The organism is Prosthecobacter sp. (assembly GCF_020439865.1).
In the GTDB taxonomy this organism is placed as follows: Bacteria; Verrucomicrobiota; Verrucomicrobiia; order Verrucomicrobiales; family Verrucomicrobiaceae; genus Prosthecobacter.
This window is the reverse complement of record NZ_JAGRPF010000138.1, coordinates 1-24,042: the sequence shown is the minus strand read 5'-3', so window position 1 is coordinate 24,042 and position 24,042 is coordinate 1. Positions and strand designations below refer to the sequence as shown.

17 protein-coding genes are annotated in these 24,042 nt (G+C 59.8%); 14 read left to right on the top strand and 3 right to left on the bottom strand.

The annotated features are described in order from the left end of the window. Positions 1–56: 56 nt before the first annotated feature. The 3 genes from KDL09_RS16370 (at position 57) to KDL09_RS16360 (ending at position 6,746) form a co-directional block, all read left to right on the top strand. Complete coding sequence (locus KDL09_RS16370; protein WP_294387379.1) at positions 57–2,387, top strand: sialidase family protein; 2,331 nt, start codon at positions 57–59, stop codon at positions 2,385–2,387. A gap of 48 nt (positions 2,388–2,435) precedes the next feature. Beyond that, positions 2,436–5,015, top strand: coding sequence for a formylglycine-generating enzyme family protein (locus tag KDL09_RS16365; protein ID WP_294387377.1), 2,580 nt, complete (start codon positions 2,436–2,438; stop codon positions 5,013–5,015). Between the two features lie 210 nt (positions 5,016–5,225). Further along, positions 5,226–6,746, top strand: coding sequence for a right-handed parallel beta-helix repeat-containing protein (locus tag KDL09_RS16360; RefSeq protein ID WP_294387374.1), 1,521 nt, complete (start codon positions 5,226–5,228; stop codon positions 6,744–6,746). Between the two features lies 1 nt (position 6,747). On the opposite strand, the gene KDL09_RS16355 is transcribed toward KDL09_RS16360, so the two are convergent. Then, complete coding sequence (locus KDL09_RS16355) at positions 6,748–8,049, bottom strand: ATP-dependent 6-phosphofructokinase (RefSeq protein WP_294387371.1); 1,302 nt, start codon at positions 8,047–8,049, stop codon at positions 6,748–6,750. A 106-nt stretch (positions 8,050–8,155) separates the two neighbouring features. Here KDL09_RS16355 and KDL09_RS16350 point away from each other — a divergent pair, with 106 nt between their 5' ends. The 11 genes from KDL09_RS16350 to KDL09_RS16300 all read left to right on the top strand — a co-directional run bounded on the left by KDL09_RS16350 (position 8,156) and on the right by KDL09_RS16300 (position 21,501). Further along, positions 8,156–10,039, top strand: a complete 1,884-nt coding sequence (locus KDL09_RS16350; RefSeq protein WP_294387368.1) for a sulfatase-like hydrolase/transferase — start codon at positions 8,156–8,158, stop codon at positions 10,037–10,039. Positions 10,040–10,069: 30 nt separating this feature from the next. Continuing rightward, complete coding sequence (locus KDL09_RS16345) at positions 10,070–10,927, top strand: YwqG family protein (RefSeq protein WP_294387366.1); 858 nt, start codon at positions 10,070–10,072, stop codon at positions 10,925–10,927. A 317-nt stretch (positions 10,928–11,244) separates the two neighbouring features. Further along, a complete protein-coding gene (locus KDL09_RS16340; RefSeq protein WP_294387364.1) occupies positions 11,245–11,520 on the top strand; it encodes a hypothetical protein in 276 nt (91 codons plus the stop codon). Further along, the gene (locus KDL09_RS16335) at positions 11,517–11,903 is read left to right on the top strand and encodes a type II toxin-antitoxin system VapC family toxin (protein ID WP_294387361.1); all 387 of its coding nucleotides are present in this window, start codon (positions 11,517–11,519) and stop codon (positions 11,901–11,903) included. The genes KDL09_RS16340 and KDL09_RS16335 overlap by 4 nt, the downstream gene beginning before the upstream one ends. A 90-nt stretch (positions 11,904–11,993) precedes the next feature. Then, positions 11,994–13,376 carry an SGNH/GDSL hydrolase family protein gene (locus KDL09_RS16330; protein ID WP_294387358.1) on the top strand — a complete coding sequence of 461 codons (1,383 nt, stop codon included), beginning with the start codon at positions 11,994–11,996 and terminating at the stop codon, positions 13,374–13,376. 54 nt (positions 13,377–13,430) lie between these two features. Then, on the top strand, positions 13,431–14,078 hold the full coding sequence (gene eda, locus KDL09_RS16325; protein ID WP_294387356.1) for a bifunctional 4-hydroxy-2-oxoglutarate aldolase/2-dehydro-3-deoxy-phosphogluconate aldolase: 648 nt from the start codon (positions 13,431–13,433) through the stop codon (positions 14,076–14,078). Then, positions 14,075–15,106: a sugar kinase gene (locus KDL09_RS16320; RefSeq protein ID WP_294387351.1), complete on the top strand. Its 1,032-nt coding sequence runs from the start codon at positions 14,075–14,077 to the stop codon at positions 15,104–15,106. The genes eda and KDL09_RS16320 overlap by 4 nt, the downstream gene beginning before the upstream one ends. Before the next feature lie 6 nt (positions 15,107–15,112). After that, entirely contained in the window at positions 15,113–16,909 is a 1,797-nt protein-coding gene (locus KDL09_RS16315) for a M3 family oligoendopeptidase (RefSeq protein ID WP_294387350.1), read from the top strand. Positions 16,910–16,949: 40 nt separating this feature from the next. Beyond that, positions 16,950–19,127, top strand: coding sequence for a DUF1549 domain-containing protein (locus tag KDL09_RS16310; protein ID WP_294387349.1), 2,178 nt, complete (start codon positions 16,950–16,952; stop codon positions 19,125–19,127). Then, on the top strand, positions 19,127–20,026 hold the full coding sequence (locus tag KDL09_RS16305) for an alpha/beta hydrolase (protein WP_294387346.1): 900 nt from the start codon (positions 19,127–19,129) through the stop codon (positions 20,024–20,026). The genes KDL09_RS16310 and KDL09_RS16305 overlap by 1 nt, the downstream gene beginning before the upstream one ends. A gap of 56 nt (positions 20,027–20,082) precedes the next feature. Then, positions 20,083–21,501: an FAD-dependent oxidoreductase gene (locus tag KDL09_RS16300; RefSeq protein WP_294387344.1), complete on the top strand. Its 1,419-nt coding sequence runs from the start codon at positions 20,083–20,085 to the stop codon at positions 21,499–21,501. Positions 21,502–21,521: 20 nt separating this feature from the next. Here KDL09_RS16300 and KDL09_RS16295 read toward each other — a convergent pair whose 3' ends face one another. Continuing rightward, positions 21,522–22,970, bottom strand: coding sequence for an aminoacyl-histidine dipeptidase (locus KDL09_RS16295; protein WP_294387342.1), 1,449 nt, complete (start codon positions 22,968–22,970; stop codon positions 21,522–21,524). Between the two features lie 58 nt (positions 22,971–23,028). Beyond that, the coding region (locus tag KDL09_RS16290; RefSeq protein ID WP_294387339.1) for a LacI family DNA-binding transcriptional regulator at positions 23,029–24,042 on the bottom strand (1,014 nt) is incomplete at its 5' end.

Genomic DNA, 24,042 nt, shown 5'->3' with positions numbered 1-24,042 from the left:
TACGATGCCGCTTCGCATTCGCGGCATCGCACCACGTTCTTCGTTCACGCCATCGCATGAAACACATTCTTCTGACTCTTCCTCTTCTCGTCCTGTCAGCCTTCGCCCAGGACAAGGCGTTGCAAGACCTCTCGCTTGAGCCGCCCTTCATCACCACGACTCCGGGACCGGAGTACGATGCGGACAAGCGACCGGGCAACATGATCATCGGCATCGATCGCACGCCGAAAGGCCGCCTGTGGGCTGCGTGGGTGGGGAATGGCGATTCGCCGAACGGCTTCTTCATGCTCGCCACCAGCGATAACGATGGCAAAACGTGGTCCAAGCCGCGCGTCGTCATCGATCCGCAGGATGGAGAGTTAAACGGCGTGCGCTACGAGCGCCGCGCACTGGTCGGCAATTTGTGGACCGATCCGCTGGGCCGTTTGTGGTGCTTCTTCGATCAAAGCCTCGGCTACTTCGATGGTCGTGGTGGTGATTGGTATATCCGCTGCGATGATCCCGATGCTGCGGAGCCTAAATGGACTGCGCCGGTGCGTTTTGCGGATGGTTGCACGCTGAACAAGCCCACGGTGCTCTCGAATGGCGACTGGCTCCTGCCAGTGTCGCTTTGGACACGCGATCGCATGCACGGTCCGGGCGTGGACAAGGAGGCGCACAAGGACCTCGACGTGATTCGCATGGCAAATGTCTTCGCTTCGACCGATCAGGGCAAAACGTGGACGCGTCGCGGCGGCGTCGCGTTTCCGCGCACGGATTTCGACGAGCACATGATTGTCGAGCGCAAGGACAGCAGCCTGTGGATGCTCGCACGCACGAAGGACGGCATCAGCGAAAGCGTCTCGACCGACAAAGGCGCGACGTGGAGCGATCCGCAGCCGAGTTCGATTCAAAATCCCAGCGCGCGTTTCTTCATTCGTCGCCTCGCCAGTGGCAAGCTCCTCCTCGTGAAGAACGGCCCCATCAACGTGCGCCTGCCACGCCGCTCCAACATGAAGGCCTTCCTCTCCGACGATGACGGCAAGACCTGGGGCAAAGGCTTTCTCATCGACGATCGCGCCGAGGTTTCCTATCCCGACGGCTTCCAGGCGCCGAACGGCGACATCCACATCCTCTATGACTGGAACCGTCACAGCGACGCCGAGATCCTGCATGTGAAGTTCACCGAGGATGACATGCAGAAGCAGGCGGAGATTGGCAAGCTGACGATGGACCCCGAGGAGATCAAACGTCGTTCACGCATCGGCAAAACGGTGGTGAACAAGGCGCATGCACCACGTTTGCCCAAATCCATCACGCCCGATCCGAAATGGACCGCGCAGGCCATCGAGGATGCGAAGCAGGACTTCAAGAGCATCCCGTATGACGGCGTCACGCCGAACAAGATGGTCTGCGACACCACCCTGCGCGAACTGCCGGACGGCTCGTGGATTCTCTTCATGCTCGCCGGAGGCGATACGGAACCCTCGCCGCTCAATTACACCGGCGTCACCCGCAGCCACGACATGGGCAAGACATGGACACCGCTCGAACAATTCGATGTCGGCTTCCCGCGCGAGGGCAAAACCATCGGCCAGGGACCGACGGAACTCATGATCCTCGGCCAGCGCAGCACGCTGTTCTTCTCCACGCACTCGAAGCACTGGGCGAACGACTGGCGTTCGTGGTTCCTCACCAGCGATGACTCTTTCAAAACATGGAGCAAGCCGTTCGAAGTGCCCGGCCGCCTCAAGAACCGCACCTTCATCCGCAAGCACATCGTCTGCAAAGACGGCCGCATCATGATTCCGTTTCAGCATTACATCGGCCCGGACGACCAGCAGAAGCGCGCTCCGCTCGACCGTGACTTCACCAATCCGCGCAACGGCGTGCTCATCAGCAAGGACAACGGTGCGACGTGGACGGAGCACGGCAACATTCGTCTCACGCCGAACAGCCGCTACTTCGGCTGGGCGGAGAACGATCTCTTCGAGCATCCCGACGGCCGCATCACCATGGTCATCCGCGCCGACGGACTCGGCGGCATGCTTTACAAGGCGGAATCCAAAGACGGTGGTCTCACCTGGCCCGAGTTCGCCAGCCTCACGCCGATTCCGAATCCCGGCAGCAAGACCACGCTCTACAATCTTGGCGGCGACACCGTCGCGATCCTGCACAATCCCAATTCAAAACATCGAAGCCCGATGGCGCTGTGGATCAGCTTCGACGGCATGAAAACGTGGCCGTATCAACGCGTGCTCCAGCAGGAGTCCGTCGATGGCCCCAAAGGCCGCATGAACTACCCCGACGGCTTCGTCAGCAAGGACAAGCAGTGGCTCCACTTCGCCTTCGACGACAACCGCCATCGTGCGGTGCACTACAGCGCGAAGTTGCCGCTACGGCCCTAGTCCGATGCGCTGAGTGACAAACTGGGAAGAAGTGCTAAAAATGCCCGCATGAGTGTGCCAACACCAAATTCCGACTCATGGTTGAATCGCTTCAAGTCTCGTTTGCAGAGATGGTTCCCATCAAGTGCGAAACCAGAGCCATGGACCAGCCTGATGAGTGGTGTGACAGCGTTCATCGTATACATCGTCACCTTGGGAATCTGTTCTTGGTTCGTGGTCAATCATGACTGGTCTGCGGCAATTGGCGCGGAACTCACCGAATTGGTCTGTATTCTCGCTTTGCTGCATCTTGCAGTTCATGCAGCAACAAGTCCTCTGAGTTGCTCATTTAGGAACACTCTGGCCCTGCATATCATGGGTTCCACATGGTGTTTAGCGTACTTGCTGCTTGTGGTTACCGAGGCACCCGTACTTTTGGTCGGCTATGCATTCGCTGCGGGAGCTCTGGCATATCTTGGAAAGCACTGGTTCGGGACTAAACAGAATCTATTCGATACGATACGCATTGTTTCCACGGCAGTTTTTTTGGTGATCGGTGCTGGACGTTATGTTTTCACTTATTCCACGTGGCTCTATGAACCGACGTCTTCGATATGCGGGTTCTTGTGGTTTAAGGACCTGCTCGTGAGCGGCTTCATTTTTGCCCTATTGACACTGGCGTTCACCGAAATGCTCGTGAGGTTGATCTCCAACCAGCGCATTCATGGCACTGATTGGCTGCGAAAGATTATCGATAAAGCCAAGAATGAATGGAAGATGCGAGGGGGAGGACTTGTCGCACCAAGCGGCACACGACATATCGACTCTACGATGGCTGCCATAGAATTGTGCTGGGATGTTGTGGCTACTTTAGGGTGGCTGTTGATATGGGTTTGCCTGTGGATCGGCATGATGATTCTTGGGGCGATCTTGATCCTTTGTAGCATGCTTCGTCCTGAAATGGTTTTGAACACCATTCGCAGTTTGACGCCAGTAATCTTTGCCATTTCGGTAATCTGGGTTGCTTCTGAATGGGCGCCGTTAATGATGTCTTATTCGACAGCCCATCAGACATGGCAGTCTGAGGTCTTGATTCTGGCAGGTTTTCTGATCGTAGGTCTCGTGGCCGCCGTGACGGCTTTCGTTTTATATCCTGCGTTTTTTCCACAATCTCAAAGCCAAGTCGCAGCAGATTACAAAGTCCAGCGACGAACCAACTCACAGATCACGGCTTTTCTTTTGATGACCTTCCTGCCGGCAATCGTTTTTTCTTGTCATTTGCCCCACTATCGTTCTTCAGATTGGATTGTATTAACGCCCACGTTAGTTGTAGTTGGGAGTGGTTTTCTCATAAGACTATTTAGTCCACCCAAGCACACTCCCGTTTACGATGGCACACTCGAGGGGGTGGTTCACTTTAAAGGCTGGCTATGCTTCGTTGGGTTGAGTTCATTTTTTTTTGCCTCTATCTACATGTGGCGTGCTTCTGTGTGGGTGTTGACCACCATGTTGGTCGCGTTTCTTATTGCCGCCTTTTCTCTTCGGCGCGTTCCATCTAGCGTAAAGACTGGTGTCTCTGTGACCGGAGGAGTATTATTAATCATCGGGAGTTTGTGTGCTTGGCTTGGAAAAATGACTTCCGAAGATTCTGTTTTTAATCGTGCCAATCTTGCCCCCCGGGTCACGTCGATGCAGACGACAGGGATACCAGTTCTTTCCACGACTGCGCATGCAGTGTTGGAACGCATACGTGGAGCGCTTCCATCGGGGTGGAGCCCCACACCTCTCATACCGCCACAGCTTCCTTCTACGCCATCTACTCCACCAAACCCCTTCGCAGGCGATTTTACCAACAGCATCGGTATGAAATTCGTTCGGATTGTTCCAGGTTCCGAAGGGAAATTGGCGACTTTCAAGATGGGCAGTCCGCGCGAAGAGGCGGGCCGAAGTCCATGGAACGAGGAACAGGTAGATGTCACAATTACAGAGGAATTTTGGTTGGGCGTGTATGAAGTCACAGAGGAGGAATTTGATGCGCTCAAGGAAGTTAAATCTTTTGATCAAGCTGAGAAGACTGGGTTATTTGCTGCGATCTTTGGCAGCAGATTTGCCAAAAAAGCCGCTCAATCTGAACAGCATGATCTCCCGGCAAGCTCAATGACTTGGTACCAAGCAATGGAGTTTACAAGAGAACTCACCAAACGCGAGCAGGCGAGCGGTCAATTGCCGCGCAATTTGCGCTACACACTTCCGACTGAAGCCCAGTGGGAATATGCTTGTCGAGCCGGCACCACCACAGCTTTTTCCGTGGGCAGTGGTTTGAGCCTTGACCACACACAAGCAAATTTTGATAGCCATCTTGGCGTGTGCAAAGTCGGTAACTACCTTCCGAACCGATGGGGGCTTTACGACATGCACGGGAACGTATGGGAATGGTGTCTTGATCAATTCAAAACTGAACTGCCAGGGGGCGCTGATCCAGTTGTCAATGACTTGGTAGGAGCGGATGAAACCGAGAGAGTGATACGAGGCGGAATCTATTTTAATGACGCTTCATGGCTGCGTTCAGCGGCGCGATGGCGAAGGAAGCCAAACGAAAAGGCTGGGGTTCGCCTCGCCGTCGTCAGAGTGAAATACGACAATGAATGACCCAACACTTAATTATGAAGAGGGTCATGATTAATCGAAACCATAATCCATGTTCCCGTCGGTTCTCCCCAGTCATGACAAGCTATGGCTCCACTGCCTTCGAGGACAACCGCCATCGCGCGGTGCATTACAGCGCGAAGCTGCCGCTGTTGAAATAGCACGAACAAATCCTGCGAGGTGCGGGCGAGCATCGACGTTCTGTCGCACCTCATGAGAATTTCTGCTGGCTTCGCCACCCTCGCGCTTTGCGTGTCTGCCCAATTTTGTCTGGCAGCGGAGATCAGCGTGAAGGCCGGGAGTGACAATTCGATCACCAAAGCCATCGAAGCGGCAAATGCGGGCGATACGCTGGTTTTGGCTCCTGGCGTTTACACGGAGCGGATTCGCTTGGACAAGAAGATCACGATTCGAGGTGAGAAGGGAGCCATCCTTGATGGCGCGACGCCGCTGAAAGCGGAGTGGTCGGCGACGGAGGGTTTGGAGAAGGTTTTTGTCGCCGAGGCGAAGAATCGTCCGGAAGGGCTGCTGGTGGATGGCAAGTTCGTCGCGGAGATCCGGTTTGATCGTGCGCAGGCGGGCGGCGATTGGAACTGGAAGACGCTTTTCGCGAAGGGAACGCCCTTGAGCGGGTTTGCGCAGATTCGCGCGGTGTGGATGCATCATCCGAAGGAGAAGCGCATCTATCTGCGGCTCGAGAACGGCATCTCGCCGGAGACGGCGGCGCTTTCCATCGTGAAACCGAGCCAGCCGCTCATCGAGATCGCCGCGGAAGGTGTGGTCGTCGAAGGTTTGACACTGCGCGGAGGGAAGGAAGCCCTCCGGCTGGGAGAAGGTGCGAAGGATTGCATCGTTCGCCGCTGCACGATCACCTCGTATGAAGACACTGGCATCGCGATCACCGGCGGAGCGTCGAACTGCACGGTGGAGGAGTGCGACATCACGCGCGGCGCGTTCGAGGACTGGTGTGCGACGCGGGAAAAACGCCGCGAGAACTACGAGATCTGGCGCATTCACAAGGACGTGGGCAAATACGACCGCGTTGGCATCGACCTCGTTTATGCAGGCGTGAACAACCGCATCCTGCGCAACCATCTCGATCGCACCTTTGACGGCATCTGCATCGGCGACTCCGGCGCGGAGTCGCTCGACAAGCCGTTGCCTGATCCCAATCACGGTCGCGGCACCGAGATCGCGTTCAACGTGATCGAAAACACCCGCGATTCCGGCATTGAGCTCGGCGTGGGCTGCATCGATGTGAACGTGCATCACAACACGCTGCGTCACACGCATGGCGGATTCCGCTTCAAGCTGCCGCGTATCGGGCCTGTCTTCATTCATCACAACCGCCTCCTCGACGGCACGCCCTTCAATTTCTGGTTCAGCATGGATTCGTCGCCTGCGGAAGGATATGTCTATCACAATACGATCGAAGGCGGAGACGATGCAGCGCTGGTGTATTCGTCGTTCAACAAGCAGCGTGATTTCGCCACGCCGAAGTGGCAGTTCCTGAACAACCTCGCGTTGAACGTGCGCGACGGCTTCTTTCACCAGAACAAGAACACGCCGCCGCCTGACTTCACGGAGAAGAACAATGTCACCACCGACGACGCCAAGGTTGCGATCGACGCCGGACTCGATTTGTCCACCTACCTCAAGGGCAAACCGCTTCCGGGTTGTGAGGCGGGTTACTTCAAAGACAGCGCTCCGGATGCTGGTGCGGACGAGCGGTGAATCACCGCATCACTGCGGGCTGTCCGGTGCATTCGAGCACGCTGTGCCAGAGCTCTTGCTTGGGTTCGACTTTGCGGCGGCCGTGGATGACGAGATCGAGCGGCAGATGCACATAGGAGCCATGCCAGCGGCCCACCAGCATGCCGGTCTTGCCCGCCATCGCCGCATGCACGGCGGACTGCGCGAGGCGTGAGCAATAGACGTTGTCCTGTGCGTTGGCAGGCACGCTGCGCACAATGTAGCTGGGGTCGATGTACTTGAGGTTCACCTCGGTTTTGCGCTTCTTGAAGAAGGCATTGATCTGATCCTTCAGGAAGGTGCCGATGTCGCCGTAGCGTTTGTTGCCGCTGGCGTCGGTAGAGCCATCCGTGTGCATCAGATGCTGGCCTGCACCTTCGGCCACCACCACCACGGCGCTGCCGCGTTTCATCAGACGATGTCGCAGCGATTCCAGCAGGCCCCGTTCTCCTTCGAGCTCAAACGGGACCTCGGGAATGAGCACGAAATCGACATTGCTGCCTGCCAGCGCGGCGTAGCAGGCGATGAAGCCGGAATCGCGTCCCATGAGCTTGACCAACCCCACGCCGTTCACTGCGCCGGTGGCCTCCACGTAGGCGCAGTTCACCGCCTGCACGGCCGCATCGAAGGCGGACTCAAAACCGAAGCTCTTGTCGAGGTAGCGGATGTCGTTGTCGATGGTCTTCGGGATGCCGACCACGGCCTTTTTCAGCCCGCGGCGCTCGATTTCCTTCGTGATCTCTGCCGCGCCGCGGAGCGTGCCGTCACCGCCGATGACAAAAAGGATGTCCACCTTCATGTCCTCCAGCGTGTCCACCATGTCGCCGATGTTCTGCTGTCCGCGTGAGCTGCCCAGCAGCGTGCCGCCGAAATGATGCGCCTGCTCCACCGACGACGGTTTCAGGATCAATGGTGTGTGCCCATACCGCTGCACCAGCCCTTCGTAGCCATAGCGGAAGCCGTAGGTGCGTGCGACGCCGTACTGCTGGTGGCAGCGCATCACGAGGACCCGGATGATGTCGTTCAGCCCGGGACAAAGACCGCCGCAGGTCACGATCCCGACGGTGGTGCGCGGCGGATCAAAATAGAGCATCTCCCGCGGTCCGGCCTCCTCGTAGCTCGGCGTCGAGACATCGCGCCCGTCTTCCAGCAGGTGGCTGTGATAGAGGATGCGGTCAGTAGGTTCCTTGAACGGCGCCTCCACGGCTCCGATGCGCTTCAAGGGCGAAGGGAACAAACAGGGACCAAGCGAGGGGATGCTTGTGTCGTGCGGGGCAGGGGTCATGGGTGGTTAAGGACAGAATAGAGCAAGAGCAGTGCCAGCCTGCGGCCCGTCGCGGAACTCGTCTGACACAAACCGGGCTCCGCCACGTTCTCAAGCCCTCCCAGCCATGAGATTTCTCCTTCTTGCCCTCTTCCTCTCGTCATTCGGTGGCCCGCTCTCGTCGCGCGCCGCCGACAAGCCGAACATCGTCATCCTTTTCATCGACGACATGGGCTATGCCGACATCGGTCCCTTTGGTGCGACGAAGCAGAAGACACCGAACCTCGACCGCATGACGCAGGAGGGCATGAAGCTCACATCGTTCTATGCGGCCCCCGTTTGCAGCGTGTCGCGGGCGCAGCTCATGACCGGCTGCTATGGTGCTCGCATCTCCGTGCCGGGTGTTTACGGGCCGGGAAGCAAAAACGGCCTGCATCCGCAGGAAAACACCATCGCCGACCTGCTCAAGGCGCAGGGCTACGCCACGCAGTGCGTCGGCAAATGGCACCTCGGCGACCAGCCGGAGTTTCTCCCGTCGAAACAGGGCTTCGACCACTATCTCGGCATCCCGTATTCCAACGACATGCTGCGGACTGACAAGGACAGCGGCAAGCGCGTTGTGCCGCTCCTGCGTGACGACAAAGTCGTGGAACTGCTCACCGAGGAAGATCAGAGCCGCATCGAGGAACGCTACACTGAGGAGGCGGTCGGTTTCATCCGCGCCAACAAGGACAAGCCGTTCTTCCTCTACTTCCCGCACACCGCCGTCCACACGCCCATCTGGCCCGGCGAGAAATTTCGCGGCAAATCGCAGAACGGCCGCTTCGGCGACTGGGTGGAGGAGGTGGACTGGAGCGTCGGTCGCGTGCTCGACACGCTGCGCGAGCTGAAGCTCGATGAAAACACGCTTGTAGTCTTCACCAGCGACAACGGCCCCTGGCTCATCAAAGGCGCGGACGGCGGCAGCGCTCTGCCGCTTCGTGGCGGCAAAGGCAGCACCTGGGAGGGCGGCGTGCGCGTGCCCACTGTCGCCTGGTGGCCCGGCAAGATCGCCCCCGGCAGCGTGTGCGATGCTGTCGCCGGCACCATCGACATGCTCCCCACCTGCGTGTCACTCGCCGGAGGCAAGGTGCCCGCCGAACCCGTCATCGATGGTCGCGACATCTCCGCGCTCCTGTTTGGCAAAACCACCGAATCGCAGCGCGAGGCGCACTACTACTTCGCCGGTTACAACCTCCAGGCCGTGCGGCAGGGCCCGTGGAAGCTCGCCATCTCGACGCAGCCCGAAACGATGGGCAAAGGACCCGCCGAAGACGCGAAGATCAACCCGCGCCTCTACAACCTCGACACGGAAATCAACGAGCACACCAACCTCGCCGACAAGCATCCCGACATCGTCGCCAAACTCACCGCGCTCGCTGAAAAAATGGGCGCCGAACTCGGCGGCAAGGAACCGAAGTCACGTCGTCCCGCCGGTGAAGTCGAGAATCCCGTCACGCTTTATCCCACGAGCGACGCACCGCGTGTCAAAAAGGCGGCCCGGCCCGTCGCGCTCGACACGCTGAACCCCGGCGACACGCTTGCACCGGATCGCGCTCCGCAAATCAGCGGCGTTCCCTTCACGCTCAGTTGCGAAGTCACTACCACGCAGCGCGACGCCATCCTCATCGCCCACGGCGGCGCGAGCGTCGGCTACGCGCTTCATCTCAGCGGCGGAAAGGCCGTCTGGTCCCTCCGCCACGGCAAATCCCTCACCAACGTCGAAACCACCTTTTCGGCCGACAACCAGCCTCATCGCATCACCGCCGCACTCGCCAAAGACGGTGCCATGACCGTTCAGGTCGATGATCAACCACCCGCCACCGCAAAGGGCCCTGGCCTCATTCGTAATCAGCCCAAAGAGGACTTCTGCGTCGGTCACGACAATAAGATCCCGGTTGGGGATTACACGGGGAAGGGGAAGTTTGAGGGGAGCATCAAAGTTACAATTGCAATTGAATCTAATGGATGATGGGCTGCAATCGACTGACTGTCTCTACAGATGAACTCTCTGCAATTGCCACTACCCCTTAAACCACTTGCCTCTCAAATCGAGTCCTTGGCATTGCCCTGTGCTGCCTTCTCACTGAAGCCTAGAACAAATACAGAACTTGATATTGGCTCTTCAAAACTGGGCGGCAACCCAGACCTGCCGGATGGCTTTCGCTGGCCTGAATTTGGCGGCAAACCCCAGCATCTTGTGCTTCAAATCAATCTGGCTGACATTGCGGGCATTACGAGCTTAAAGGGTCAATTGCCAACATCCGGTTTACTGTCGTTTTTTTACGACCTTGAAGAACAACCATGGGGGTACGACCCCGCTGCGATCGACGGATTTCACGTCAGCTATTTCAACAGCTGTGCGGAGCTAAACCGCCAGGTGACGAAAAGGCCGGACTTCGCTTTGGAAGAGCATGCGCTGGCGTTTCGCGAGGAGATGACACTTCCAGCCTTGGGACACCGGGAAACGAATGCACTCACGAGTTCCAGTGCCTGGAACGATGACATGTATGACGCCTATTCCTGCCTGGTTGCTGATCTTGGTTCGCTGAACCCAGGGCGATCAGGGGGCAAGCACCGTTTGCTAGGCCACTCAGAAAACATCCAAGGCGACATGCAGCTTGAAGCCCAACTAGTTACCAATGGCCTTTATTGCGGAAATGCGTCGGGCTACGAAGACCCGCGCCGAGCGTCTTTGGAGAAGCACGCAGACGATTGGATTCTGCTTCTGCAGCTCGATTCGGATGATATTGGCAACTTCATGTGGGGAGACTCAGGGATGCTTTACTATTGGATTCGGAAGCAAGATTTGTGCGAGTTGCGCTTTGATCGGGTTTGGATGACGCTGCAGTGCTGTTAGTCTACACAATTTCGACGCATCTCGCTTCGGGTCCTCAAATCCATAGGATGCGTCACGGAATCGACGTTCATTTCCGCATCAACAGTGACCTTCCAACAGCTGTCCGCCAAGCTCCGTCAGATTCGCTCACAGATGCCGCGAGTCACCTCCGAGCGTGCCTATGCGCAGATGGATCTTTTGATGGGGCAGGAGATTTTCGCCAAGTCGAAACCCAATGAGCTGGAGGTGAAACGAGTTCGTTGCGCCCAAACTGGGCTGCGTTGATCGTGACAGCTCGTAGATTGCCAAAATGCGCCCGATAACTTACACTCCTGAATATGAGCGCAATTGCCGAACAAATCGACCTCCGCCTTCGCCAGTTACCGCCACAACGGGCGGCGACCTTGGAGCGCATCATCGTGAACCTGCTGGACATGGTCGAGGGGGAAGTGCCAATGAAGAACGGTGGTGTCAGCGATGACGACAGACGCGCCGAGGCGCTGGCCGCTCTGAACCGGATCGCCAGCCGCGGTGGCATGGCAGGCATCGATGATGTCGCAGCCTGGCAACATGAACAACGCGCCGACCGAGTTCTCCCCGGACGCGATTCATGAGACTGCTGGACAGCAACATCGTGATCTATGCCACCCTGCCTGCGAACGGCTGGCTGCGCGCAGAAGTGTTGTCCCAGCCCTTCGCGATCTCGCAGGCCACCCGTGTCGAAGTTCTGGGCTGGCATCGAATCACACCCGAAGACAAGCGGGATTTAGAAAGCTTTCTGGCTGCGGGAACGCTGCTGTCGATCACGGATGCTGTTGCTGATCGGGCGATTGAGTTGAGACAGGCCGGAAAAATGTCCCTCGGCGATGCATTCATCGCGGCGACTGCCTTGGAACACGATCTGGAACTCTTGACGCGGAACACCGACGACTACAAGCGCATCACCGCCTTGAAGTGGTCGAATCCCTTCGATCAAGCGCCTGTGCAGTCGCCTTGAGCGCATTTCGCTCAGGAAGGGTGTTTGGTGGAACAGAGAGCGCACAAGTTTGCGAGACAGGTGAGGCACCGTCGTTTCCCATAGCCTGCCATGAAACGCTTCCTGTTCTCTTTATTCCTCCCCATCACCCTCCTCGCCCAGGAGAAGCGCAATCTCGTCACGGACGAACCACGCACGGCCAAGGGCAAACCGGAAGGTGCGCCGGAGTATGTCGCGAAGGCGGAGCCGACGGACGGGCAGCATCTGGCGCTGGCGATGCACAAGCTGGAGCACGGCTTCACGCCGGACCGGCCCTTTCGCATCTGGGCCATCGGCTCCAGTTACACGAACATGCTCGGCAATGGCGAGGCATGGCAGGAGGAGATGGCGAAGCGCTTTCCGCACGCGCCGCGCATCGAATACAAGAAGATGGTCGGCAACTCCTGCCCGTGGCAATACGCGCGGGGATGGCTGCGGCATCTCGTCCTTCCCGACCAGCCGGACCTCGTCATCACCTACACCAACGGCAACGCGGCCGATTTGGAAAAACTCATCGTCGAAGTGCGCAAGAACAGCACCGCCGACATCATCGTGCCGAGCCTGCACTGGCGTGAGCGCGATCAAGAACTCTGGGGCAAATCCGAAAACGCCATGGATCAGGACGTGGCCGCCGTGCGCGAGGTGTGTCGCAAATACGACGTCGAATTCGTCGAAAGCCGCCGCGACTGGGGCACCTACCTCGCCGCGAACAAGCTGCCCATTCCCGCGCTGCTCAAAGACGCCGTCCATCAGAGCGATTACGGCGCGAAGATCATCAACTCCAACATCCTCACCCACCTGCGCCATCCCGAGATGTTCAGCTACGCGCCCGAGTCCCGCGAGCGTCGCATCACCGCGCCTACCGCGAAGGATGGCGTCATCAAACTCAACTTCACCGGCAACCGCATCGATCTCATCGGCAAAAAGTCGCCAACTGGCGGCAGCGTCCGCGTTTCCATCGACGGCAAGCCCGCTGACCAGCTCGACGCCTTCCTCATGAGCTATGTCCAGCCCGACGCGAAGAATCACAAGGAAGGCAAAGGTGCCGTTCCCCGCGATCAGGCTCCACATGCCGTGACTCTCGGACGAAACGTCGTCCCGCAGACCTGGACGCTCGTCATGACCAGCGACGCCGGCGATTATCAGCTCACCGGCAGCGTCACCGGTCCCGACGGACAAGGCAACGCCTTCAAGCCCTTCACCAGCACCAGCGGCCAGATCAGCATCGAGCCTGAACTCTGGCGTCGCGCCGAACGCAATCGATCCGGCGACCGTTTTACGTGGGATGTGAAACGCGCCGGAGTCGCCGAAGTTTCCTTCCGAGGCACCGCGAATGAAACCTTCGTCGTCCGTCTCGCCCAATCGCTGCCGAATGATGCACACACCCTCGAACTCACGCCCACCGGCGAGGTGAGCATCGAAGCCTTCGATGTCTTCGAGCCGCCGATGAAGTGAGCGGAGTCCCACATGCAGGTTGCAAAACCAGCGCTCCCGTCCTGCTTCAGGCGCATGACCGACCAACTCACCCGCCAGCTCCGCCAGACCGGTGTCATCGCCGTTCTCATGATTGACCGCCTTGAAGACGCCGTGCCGCTTGCACGTGCGTTGCTCGCCGGAGGCGTGGATGCCATCGAGCTCACGCTGCGCACGGAGGTCGCGCTGGAATGTCTGCGCCGGATCCGCGCCGAGGTGCCGGAGATCACCGCCGGTGTCGGCACGATTCTCACTCTGAAACAGGCGAATGAAGCCAAGGAAGCCGGTGCGACCTTCGGTGTGGCTCCGGGGATGAATCCGCGTGTCGTCGCCGAAGCGGCGCGCATCGGCCTGCCCTTCGCCCCGGGTGTTTGCACGCCGACGGACATCGAACTCGCGCTCGAAGCCGGATGCAAGGCGCTGAAGTTTTTCCCCAGCGAGCCCTGCGGCGGCCTGACCTACCTGCGCAGCATAGCCGCGCCGTTCATGCACCTCGGCGTACAGTTCATCCCGCTTGGAGGCGTGAGCGCGGCGAATGCGGCGACTTATTTGAAGGAGCCCTCCGTTCTCGCGCTTGGCGGCTCCTGGCTCGCGCCGAAGGATTTGATCGCGAAAGGCGACTGGGCGGCGATCACCAAGCTCGCGCGTGAGGCCAGCGACATCGTGAAACAAGTGCGCCCATGAGCCGCGTCGTCACCTTTGGTGAAATCATGCTGCGCCTCGCCACGCCGGGCTTCGCGCGATTTCAACAAGCCATGCCCGGCAGCATGACCGCTACCTTCGCCGGTGCGGAGGCGAGCATTGCAGCCTCGCTCGCTTATCTCGGCATCGATGCCGCGTTTGTGACGGCGTTGCCTGATCACGCCATCGCCGATGCGTGCATCGCCGATCTGCGCAGTCTCGGTGTCAAAACGAAACACATTCTGCGCACGCCGGAAGGTCGTCTTGGCACCTACTTTCTCGAACACGGTGCGAATCAGCGCGGCGGCAATGTCATCTATGATCGTGACGGCTCGTCCGTGGCCATCACACCCGCGTCCGCGTATGACTGGGACGCCATCTTCGCCGGCTGCGAGTGGTTCATCATCTCCGGCATCACGCCCGCCATCTCACGCAACGCGAGCGACGTCGCGGTGTTCGCCGTTCAGGAAGCCCGCAAGCGCGACATCCAGGTCGTGTGCGACATGAACTACCGAACGAAACTCTGGCGCTGGGAGCCGCCGCTCTCCGCACGCGAACTCGCCACGCGCACCATGCGCGCGCTGCTGCCCCAGGTCACCGTCTTCGTCGGCGGCATCAGCGACGCCACCGCGATGCTCGGCATCGAGTTCAACGGCGATTTGAAGGCGCTGGCGCAGCAGATCGTCGCCGAGTTCCCCCATCTCACTCACGCCACCTTCACCCTGCGTGATGGCAGCACCGCCGTTGCGCAATGCTTCAGCGGCGCCCTCTACGAAGCTGCCAACGACACGCTGCACACCGCGCCGACCTACGCGATCACGCAGGTCATTGATCGTCTCGGCGCAGGCGATGCCTTTACTGCTGGCCTCGTCTTCTGCTTTCTCCAAAACTCCGCCCCATCGTCTGCCATCGCTTTTGCGACTGCGGCCGGTTGCCTCGCGCATTCGATCGAGGGTGACTACAACTACAGCACCCGTGCTGAAATTGAAGCCGTGATGCACGGCGACGGCGGCGGACGCGTCAGTCGTTAATCATTTATGCCTCACTCCACACCCACCACTCCTGATCGCTGGTCTCTCGAATCCTGGTTCTCCGGCTTTGGCAAAGCTGACTACACCGAGTTCAAAGCTGCGCTCGTGCGCGATGTCGAGTTGTTGAAAACACGAGCTGCGGCGCTCGGTGGTAACACGGCCGAAATCGTCGGTGTGATCAACACGCTCGAAACTGTGAGCGATCGTCTCGGTCACCTCTCGGCGTATCTCGGCTGTCTTTCCGCCGATGACGCGAACGACGAAGGCGTGAAGGCCGATGAGGCTTGGATTTCGACGCTGGAGGCCGAGAGCACGAAGCTCATGGCCTCACTGCGCTCGGCGCTCGCGGCATTGAGTGATGCGGCGTTCGATTCAATGCTGTCCGACCCTGCGTTGAAAAACGCGGAGCACGCGGTGAAGCGGATGCGCCACGAGGGGCAGCATCAGATGAGCGCGGAAATGGAGTCGCTGGCCGCTGATCTCAACGTGAACGGCCTGCATGCCTGGGGACGGCTTTACGACACGCTGACCGGCAAGATGGAGTTCGAAATGGCCTTCCCCGATGGTCACAAGGAAATCGTGCCGATGTCGCGTCGTCGTGCGCTGATGTCCGAAGGGGATCGCAAGCTGCGCGAGGCGGCGTTCCATGATGGCCAGAAGCCGTGGCACGATCACGCTGTCACACTCGCTGCTGGTTTGAACGGCATCGCAGGCACGCGTTTGAGCTTGTTTGGTCGCCGTGGTCTGCCGCACTTCCTCGACACGCCGCTGTTTGACGGCGCGATGAGTCGCAAGTCGCTCGATGCGATGCTGGAAGCGATTCATGCGAACATCGATCTGCCGCGTCGCGCGATTCGCAAAGCGGCGAAGCTGCAGGGCACGCCCGCGCTGCACTACTTCGACCTTGAAGCGCCGCAGGTCGCTCCGCCGGACGAAAAACCGCTCACCTGGGACGAAGCCTGCGCCACCGTCGATCACGCCTTCAGCGCTGCGTATCCGAAGCTCGGCGAATACTTCCGCGAGATGCTCTCGCAGCGCTGGATCGAGGCCCAGCCGCGTGCAGGCAAGCGCCCCGGCGCGTTCTGCACCGGATCGCAGCTCAAGCACGAGGAGCGCGTTTACATGACCTTCCATAAGACCGTGCATGACATGGTCACGCTCGCGCATGAGGTCGGTCACGCGTGGCATTCGTGCGTGCTGCGGCCTGCACGCTCGTTTGCTGCGAGCTATCCGATGACGCTCGCGGAAACGGCGTCGAATTTCGGCGAGATGATCCTGCTCGACGGCCTCATGAGCGACCCGGGAATCACCGAAGCCACCAAGGCCTACCTGCTCGACCAGGAAATGCTCCGCGCGCATGCCTACCTGATCAACATCCCCATGCGCTACGAGTTCGAGAAGGCTTTCTACACCGAGCGCGCCGGCGGTGAGCTGTCGGTCTCACGCTTCAGCGAACTCATGAACGAAGCCCAGCGCAAGCTCTACGGCGACACGCTGCTGCCCGACGGCACCGACCCGATGTTCTGGGCCTACAAGATGCATTTCTTCATCACTGGCGTCTCGTTCTACAACTTCCCCTACGTCTTCGGCTATCTGCTCAGCCAGGCGCTCTTCGCCCGATTCAAAGCCGAAGGCGCCGCCTTTCTGCCACGCTACGAGGCCTTCCTCGCCATGACCGGCAGTGCGACATGCGAGGAAGTGGTGAAACAAACGCTCGGTGAAGACCTCACGAAACCCGAGTTCTGGGCCACGGCGCTGAAGGCGATGGAACCTTCGCTTCAGGCCTACGAGGCGATCAAGTGAGGATAGAAGGCCCAGTGGCCCCTCGTTTGCCAGAGCCTTCATGAAAGCCTTCACGCGCACGCTTTTTGTCACGCTTAGCCTCGTCGTTTGCACGCAGGCGGATGAGGCGTCGAAACAGATCGACGCGCTGCTTGCCAAGGACTGGCAGCAGAACGGTTTGAAGGCGAATCCGCCTGCCAGCGATGAAACGTTCGTTCGTCGCGTGCATCTCGACATCATCGGACGCATTCCGACGATGCAGGAGACGCACGTGTTCCTACAGAGCACGGACAAGGACAAGCGTGCGAAGCTGATCGATTCGCTGCTGGCCAGCGACGGCTATGCGCAGCACATGTTCCAGTTCTGGGCCGATCTGCTTCGCGTGCAGTCGCGTGCGAACGGCGGTCAGGGTGAGATGACCTCGAAGCCCTACCTCGAGCATGTGAAGAAGCGCATCCGTGAAAACATGCCGTATGACGCTTTCGTGCGCGAGCTGCTCACGGCGCAGGGCAAGGTGTGGGACAATCCGGCCATCGGCTACTACATGCGCGATCTCGGCATGCCCCTCGACAATCTGGCGAACACGACGCGCGTCTTCCTCGGCACACGCATCGAGTGCGCGCAGTGCCACAACCATCCCTTCGACAAATGGACGCAGATGCAGTTCTACCAGATGGCGGCCTTCACCTATCCGCTGGAGACAAACTTCACCGGCGTCTCCGACAAAGGCGAGCTGATGGAATTGAAGCGTGCCGCTGACAAAAAGCCCGAACTCGCCACCAACGCACGCCACATTGGACGCGTGTTTGAAAACCTGGGCGACTTCGTCCGCTACAGCAAAGTGCAGTCGTTGCCGACGCGTGTGCTGAAGCTGCCGCACGACTATCAATACACCGACGCGAAGCCGAAGGACGCCGTCAAAGCCGCGACGATGCTCGGTAAGCCGCTGACAGGTGATGTGCGGACGTTTGCTGAATGGATGACATCGCCGGAGAATCCGCGTTTCACCACCGTGATCGCGAACCGTCTGTGGAAGCGCGTGTTTGGCGTGGGTTTGATCGAACCGGTGGATGAGATCATGGACACCACCGTGGCGATGAATCCCGCGCTCATGAAGCATCTCGAAAAGCTCATGATCGAGAGCCGCTATGATGTGAAGGCGTATCTGCGTGCGCTCTACAACACGCAGGCCTATCAAAACGAGGCCACCCTCGACGAACTCGTGCTCGGTGAGGTTTATCACTTCACAGGACCCGTGCTGCGCCGCATGACGGCGGAGCAGATCTACGACAGCTTCGTCACGCTCATCCATCCCACGCCGGACCTGCCGCGACGGAAGGGAATTGACTCGGAAATGGCAAAGAAGCTCGTGTATCGCGGCAAGCTCAGTGACGCGCTCGATTTGATGACCACGCAGGAGATCTTCGACGGTGCCATGAAGGCTTCGGAAGTTTATGAATCCGTCTCAGCCCGCTCCAAGCCGCTGCGCGAGGCCTACACCGCGGCGCAGAAGGCGAAGGACAAACCGCTGATGGAGAAACTGAACCTCGAGATTCGCAGCGTCGAGTTCGTCGCACGCACCGGCATTCACGATCACGTCGTCGTGCCTGCGGTGGCGCGGCTTTACGAGAAGAAGACCGGCAAACCCGCGCCACCGCCGATTCCCGTTGTCAAACCGGGGCTCGAAGAACTCAAGAAGGCCGGCCAGAACCGCGCCTACATCGACGTGCCCGGCTACGACATCGATCAGGCAATTCCGCGTGAGGAAAAGACCGCAGCAGACGCTTGCGATGCTGTTTACCACGAGGAGGCAAAGCGGCTCGGCGTCACCGACATCGATGCCTATCTCAAATCTCGGCGTGCGCAGGCGAAAGACTGGCCGCGTGCCGCTGATCTCGAGTCACCTGCGCCGCGTGGCCATTACCTTCGTGAGTTCGGTCAGAGTGATCGCGATCTCATCGACAACGCGAACAGCGATGCGTCCATGCCGCAGGCGCTGGTGTTGATGAACAGCGAGCTGTTCGAGAGCGTCCTCAAACCAAACACCCAGCTTCGACTGAACCTCGCCGCGGCGAAATACCCGGACGATCAGGTGACGGCGGTTTATCAGACCTTGCTGTCGCGCAAGCCCACCGAAGCCGAGCGGACTGCATGGGCCAAGGCGCAGCAAAGCGGTCTCGACATCGAAGATCTCGTCTTCGCGCTCATCAACACGCAGCAGTTTATCTTTGTGAAGTGATGCGCCGCTTTTTTCGTCTGCTGCTTCGCGTTGTCCTCGCGATCATCGTGTTCGCTGTTCTGCTCTTTGGCGCGGGTTGGTGGTTTTTTCATCCGGAGTTCAGCGAGACGCGCGGCATCGTTTACACACAGCGTCACGGGCATGACTTGACACTCGATGTGGTGCGCCCGGCCCATCCCAGCGGCGCCGCGGTGCTGGTGATGGTCAGCGGTCGTTGGAAATCCGATCCGAAGAAGTTTCAGCCATGGATCGCCTCGTCGTTCCTGCGTCAGGGACTCACGCTGGTGGCGGTCTCGCATCTTTCTCAGCCGGAGGCAACGATTCAGGAGATTGTCGAGGACGTGGAGCACGCGGCGCGCTTCGTGCGTTATCACGCGAAGGAGTATGGCATTGATCCAAATCGCATCGGTGTGTTCGGCGGAAGTTCCGGCGGGCATTTGAGCCTGATGCTCGCCACCTGCGGCGGTCCGGGCGACCCGAACTCCGCTGATCCCGTGGATCGTGAAAGCAGCGCGGTGCAGGCGGCGACGGTGTTTTATCCGGTCACCGATCTGCTCAATCTCGGTCCCTCCACGGAGAACCTCCACGATGGCGGACCGCCGAAGAGCTTCCGCAAGTCCTTCGGGCCAAAGGCGGCGGATCTGAACGAATGGAAGATCATCGGGCGCGATGTGTCGCCGATCTACCACATCACAAAAGCCCTGCCGCCCATTTTCATCACGCATGGCGGCGCGGACACGCTGGTGCCCCCGGATCAATCCACCCGCTTCCGGGAAAAAGCGGCTGCACTGGGCCGCGAGGTCGCGCTGACGATCCGCCCCGGCGAGAAACATGGCTGGCCCACGATGATTTGGGACGCGCATCTGTTTGCGCAGTGGATCGCCGACCACCTGAAGTAAATCCTGCCCGAGAAAGTCTTGATAGCTTTCCCGGCCACCTTTCGTGAAGATGGGGCATGAAACCCGCCCCCGTTTCCCGTCGCCACTTCATCTCCGCCGCGCTTGCCGGCAGTGCTGCCAGCCAGTCGTCGCTGGTGGCGGCTGATGCTCTTTCGAAAGAAGGCCTCTTCACCGAGCCTGCGCATGACATTCCGCTCGCGAATGACGCGGATGTGATTGTCTGTGGCGCCGGCCCGGCCGGTGTGGCGGCGGCGATCACCGCGGCGCGTGCGGGTGCGAAGGTGCGCTTGTTTGAGTGGCGCGGCTGCCTCGGCGGCATCTGGACGGCGGGCCTGCTGGGATACTTCCTCGACTTTAACAAACCCGGTTTCGCCAAAGAGCTGCGCGAGAAGCTCGACGCACGTGATGCGCGTGCGAACTCGAAGAGCACGAGCCGCTTCTGCTACGATCCCGAGGCATTGAAACTGCTGCTGGAGGAATTGTGCTTGGAGGCGGGCGTGAAGTTTCAGTATCACACCAAAGTCTGCGCGGCCTTCAAGGAAGGAAACAAGCTCACGACCATCGTCACCGAGTCAAAATCTGGACGCCAGGCATGGAGGGCGCCCGTGTTCATCGACACAACCGGCGACGGTGATCTCGGCTACCAGGCGGGCTGCGCGTTCGAGACCGGCATGGCCGAGGACTGCCCCTGCCAGCCGATGTCGCTCAACGCGCTGCTGATTGTGAAGGATGTGCAGGCGCTACGCGAGTTTGTGCGCTTTGCCCAGCCGAAGGAAGGCGAGAACTCAGACCAGGAAAAGAAGAAGCGCATCAAGGACGTGCTCGTGAGCACCGGCCACTTCCCGAGCTACGCCAGTCCCACGATGTGGCATGTGCGCGACAATTTGATCTTTGCCATGATGAACCATGAGTATGGCATCAAGGCCTGGGACGCCGCCGAGATCACCGCCGCCACTGTGCGTGCCCGTGCGGAGATGAACAAGATGGTCGCGGGCTTGCGCGGGCTCGGCGGACCATGGGAAGGCATTCAAATCGTCGCCACTGCGGAGCAGATCGGTGTGCGCGATGGGCGCCGCATCAAAGGGCGCTACACGGTGCTTCAAGATGACCTCGCCAAAGGCGCAAGGCATGAGGACGCGGTGACGCGCGTGACCTTCGGCATCGACGTGCACGCCCTGAGTGCCGAGCACAATAAGAACCACGCCATCATGCCGAAGAACATCAAGATGCAGCCCTATGACATCCCGCTGCGAGCGCTGATCGCGCAGGAGGTCGATGGCCTCATGATGGCCGGGCGCTGCATCAGCGGCGATTTCATCGCGCATTCGAGCTATCGCGTCACTGGCAATGCCGTGGCGATGGGCGAAGCCGCCGGCGTCGTCGCCGCGCTGGCCGCTACGTCGAAGCGCATGCCACATGAGGTGGCATGGAGCGAGGGATTGGCGAAGTTGGAGGCGATGGGACAGCGGGTGTAGCCGCTGCTTTGAGAAACGACTTACATCGCGGCCAGCGTCGCGGTGAGCAGCTTCCAAAACTTCTGCGTTGAAGAGATGCTGGCGCATTCCTTCTCGGAGTGTGCTTCGTGGATGTTCGGACCGAACGAAATCATGTCGAGGCCGGGATAGGCGATGGCGATGACGCCGCATTCGAGTCCGGCGTGGCAGGCGCCGACTTTGACCTCGTGGCCGAAAAGATCGCGGTAGAGCGTTTTCATCTTTTCGAGGATCGGCGATGTGGCGCTGGGGCTCCAGCCGGGATAGCCGTCGGCGTGACGCACGCGGGCGCCGATCATCTGAAACGGTGCGGCAAAAGCACGGGCGACATCCAGATTGCTCGATGACACCGAGCTGCGCTGCAGGCCGCTCCATTCGGCGTGTCCGCCAGCGAGGGAGATGAGCGAGAGATTCGATGAAGCTTCGACCAGGCCGGGCACAACCGGGCTCATGCGATAGACTCCGTTCACCACGGCCTGCATGGCGAGCACGAAGGCTCGCTGGGATTCAGCGGTCATCGTTGAGATGCTGTCGGCTTTCGATTGAATCGCCTCGGTGGTGATCTGGAGTCCCGGCTCGATGAGTTCGAATTCTTCCCGGATGCCTTTGACCTCACTGCGGAAGCATTCGTCGAAGCGCGCGTGATCGAGCACCACGACCTGGGCCGTGCACTGCGCCGGAATGGCGTTGCGTGCGCTGCCGCCGCGCATCGTGCTCAGGGCCACGGCCTTTTCACCGCAAGCGTGAAGGATGCGGGCCATGAGCTTGATGGCGTTGGCGCGGCCTTCGTGAATCTGCAGCCCGGAGTGTCCGCCGCGCAGGCCGGTGATCTGGATGGCGATGACCGGCGCATCGGATGCGTGCGTGGTTTCGGCGTAGTCATGGCTCGCGAGCGTGTCCATGCCGCCTGCGCAACCGATGGTGAAGGTGTCATCTTCCTCGGAATCGAGATTCAGCATCGTTTTGCCCGTGAGCAGGCCCGGTTGCAGTCCGAGTGCACCGCCCATGCCCTGTTCTTCATCGAGAGTGAAAAGCGCTTCGATGGGCGGATGCGACAGATCCGTGGACGCCAGCACCGCGAGGATCGCCGCCACGCCGAGACCGTTGTCCGCGCCAAGCGTGGTGCCGCGTGCGCGCACCCAGTCGCCATCGACCCACATGTCGATGCCCTGCGCGTCGAAGTCGAAGTTCAGTCCGTCCGCAGCCTTGTGCACCATGTCGAGATGCGCCTGCATGATCACTGCAGGGCGATCCTGTCGGTCTGCTGACGCAGGCTTTTTGACGATCACATTGCCGGCGCTGTCGAGCTGTGCCGCAAGGCCATGGCGTGCGGCGAATCCCAAAACGAATCCCACGACGCGTTCCTCCCGTTTCGACGGTCGCGGCACGGCATTGAGATCGGCGAAGCAGTTCCAGAGAGCGTTGGGTTCGAGGGCGCGGAGGTCAGGCATGGGGAGTTTCGATGGACGGTCAGACCATGGACGCTACCGCTTCGATTGCCAATCGAAGCTACGCACGCACGCTCGGCCCATCGACCCACTGCGGCGGAATCATGATCTGGCGTGGCACCTCGGGGATGCCGTGTTCGTGCTGCGAAAGCTGCGTGACGACCAAATCGACTGCTGCCGCAGCGAGATGATCACGACGCTGATAAATGCCGGCGAACTCCGGCATGCGTGGCGTCCAGTCGTGCACGACGAAGCCAATGTCCTTCGGCGCACGCAGACCGAGCCGCTTCAGCCAGCCCGGAACGTGGGTGTCGAAGGTGATCAGCGCGTCGGGTTCGTGTTCGCGCATCCATTTGGCAAACACATCGAAGCCGCGGCTGATGTCGTTGCTCGGAAAGAGCAGCAGCGGCACGCGATCCTCCGGCGGCACGCCAAGCTGCCAGTGAAACAGGCCGCCGCTGTAGCCGAACTGCGAGCGGTTCACGATCCACTTCGTCACCGCCACGCCGATGCGCTTGTAGCCGCGTGCCTGGAGTTGCTCGGCGGCGGTGTGAATGCCCAGCGTCATGTTTCCCGCGCACATGTGCAGGGCTGGGGAATGCATCGCGTTGCCGAATGTCACCGCGGCAAAAGGTGTGTAGTCGATTTTGCTGCACGGAAGCTGCATGCTCTGCGGCGAAACGATCACGCCTTCGATACCGCGTGCGTGCAGGATCTTTTGTAGCTTCTTTGGCGTTAGGCCATCTTTTCCAAGAAAGAACTCCTCCACCGCGTAGCCATGTCCGTGCGCACGGCTGCGGATCGGCTCAATGGGAACGTATTGATACGAAGGCCCCAGCAGCCCGTCCTGCGGCACATGCTCGCGGATCACGGCGATCACCGCTCGCACACGCGTCTGCTTCTTGCCGCGAACGACCTGCATCATGCGCGCCAGATGCGGATCCGGCTGGTAGTTGAGGCGCCGCGCCTCCTTCAGCACCAGTTCCCGCTTCTCCGCTGACACTTTCGGCGCTCCACGCAACACGCGCGACACCGTCATCAGGGAAACACCTGTGGCGAGGGCGATGTCTTTCAG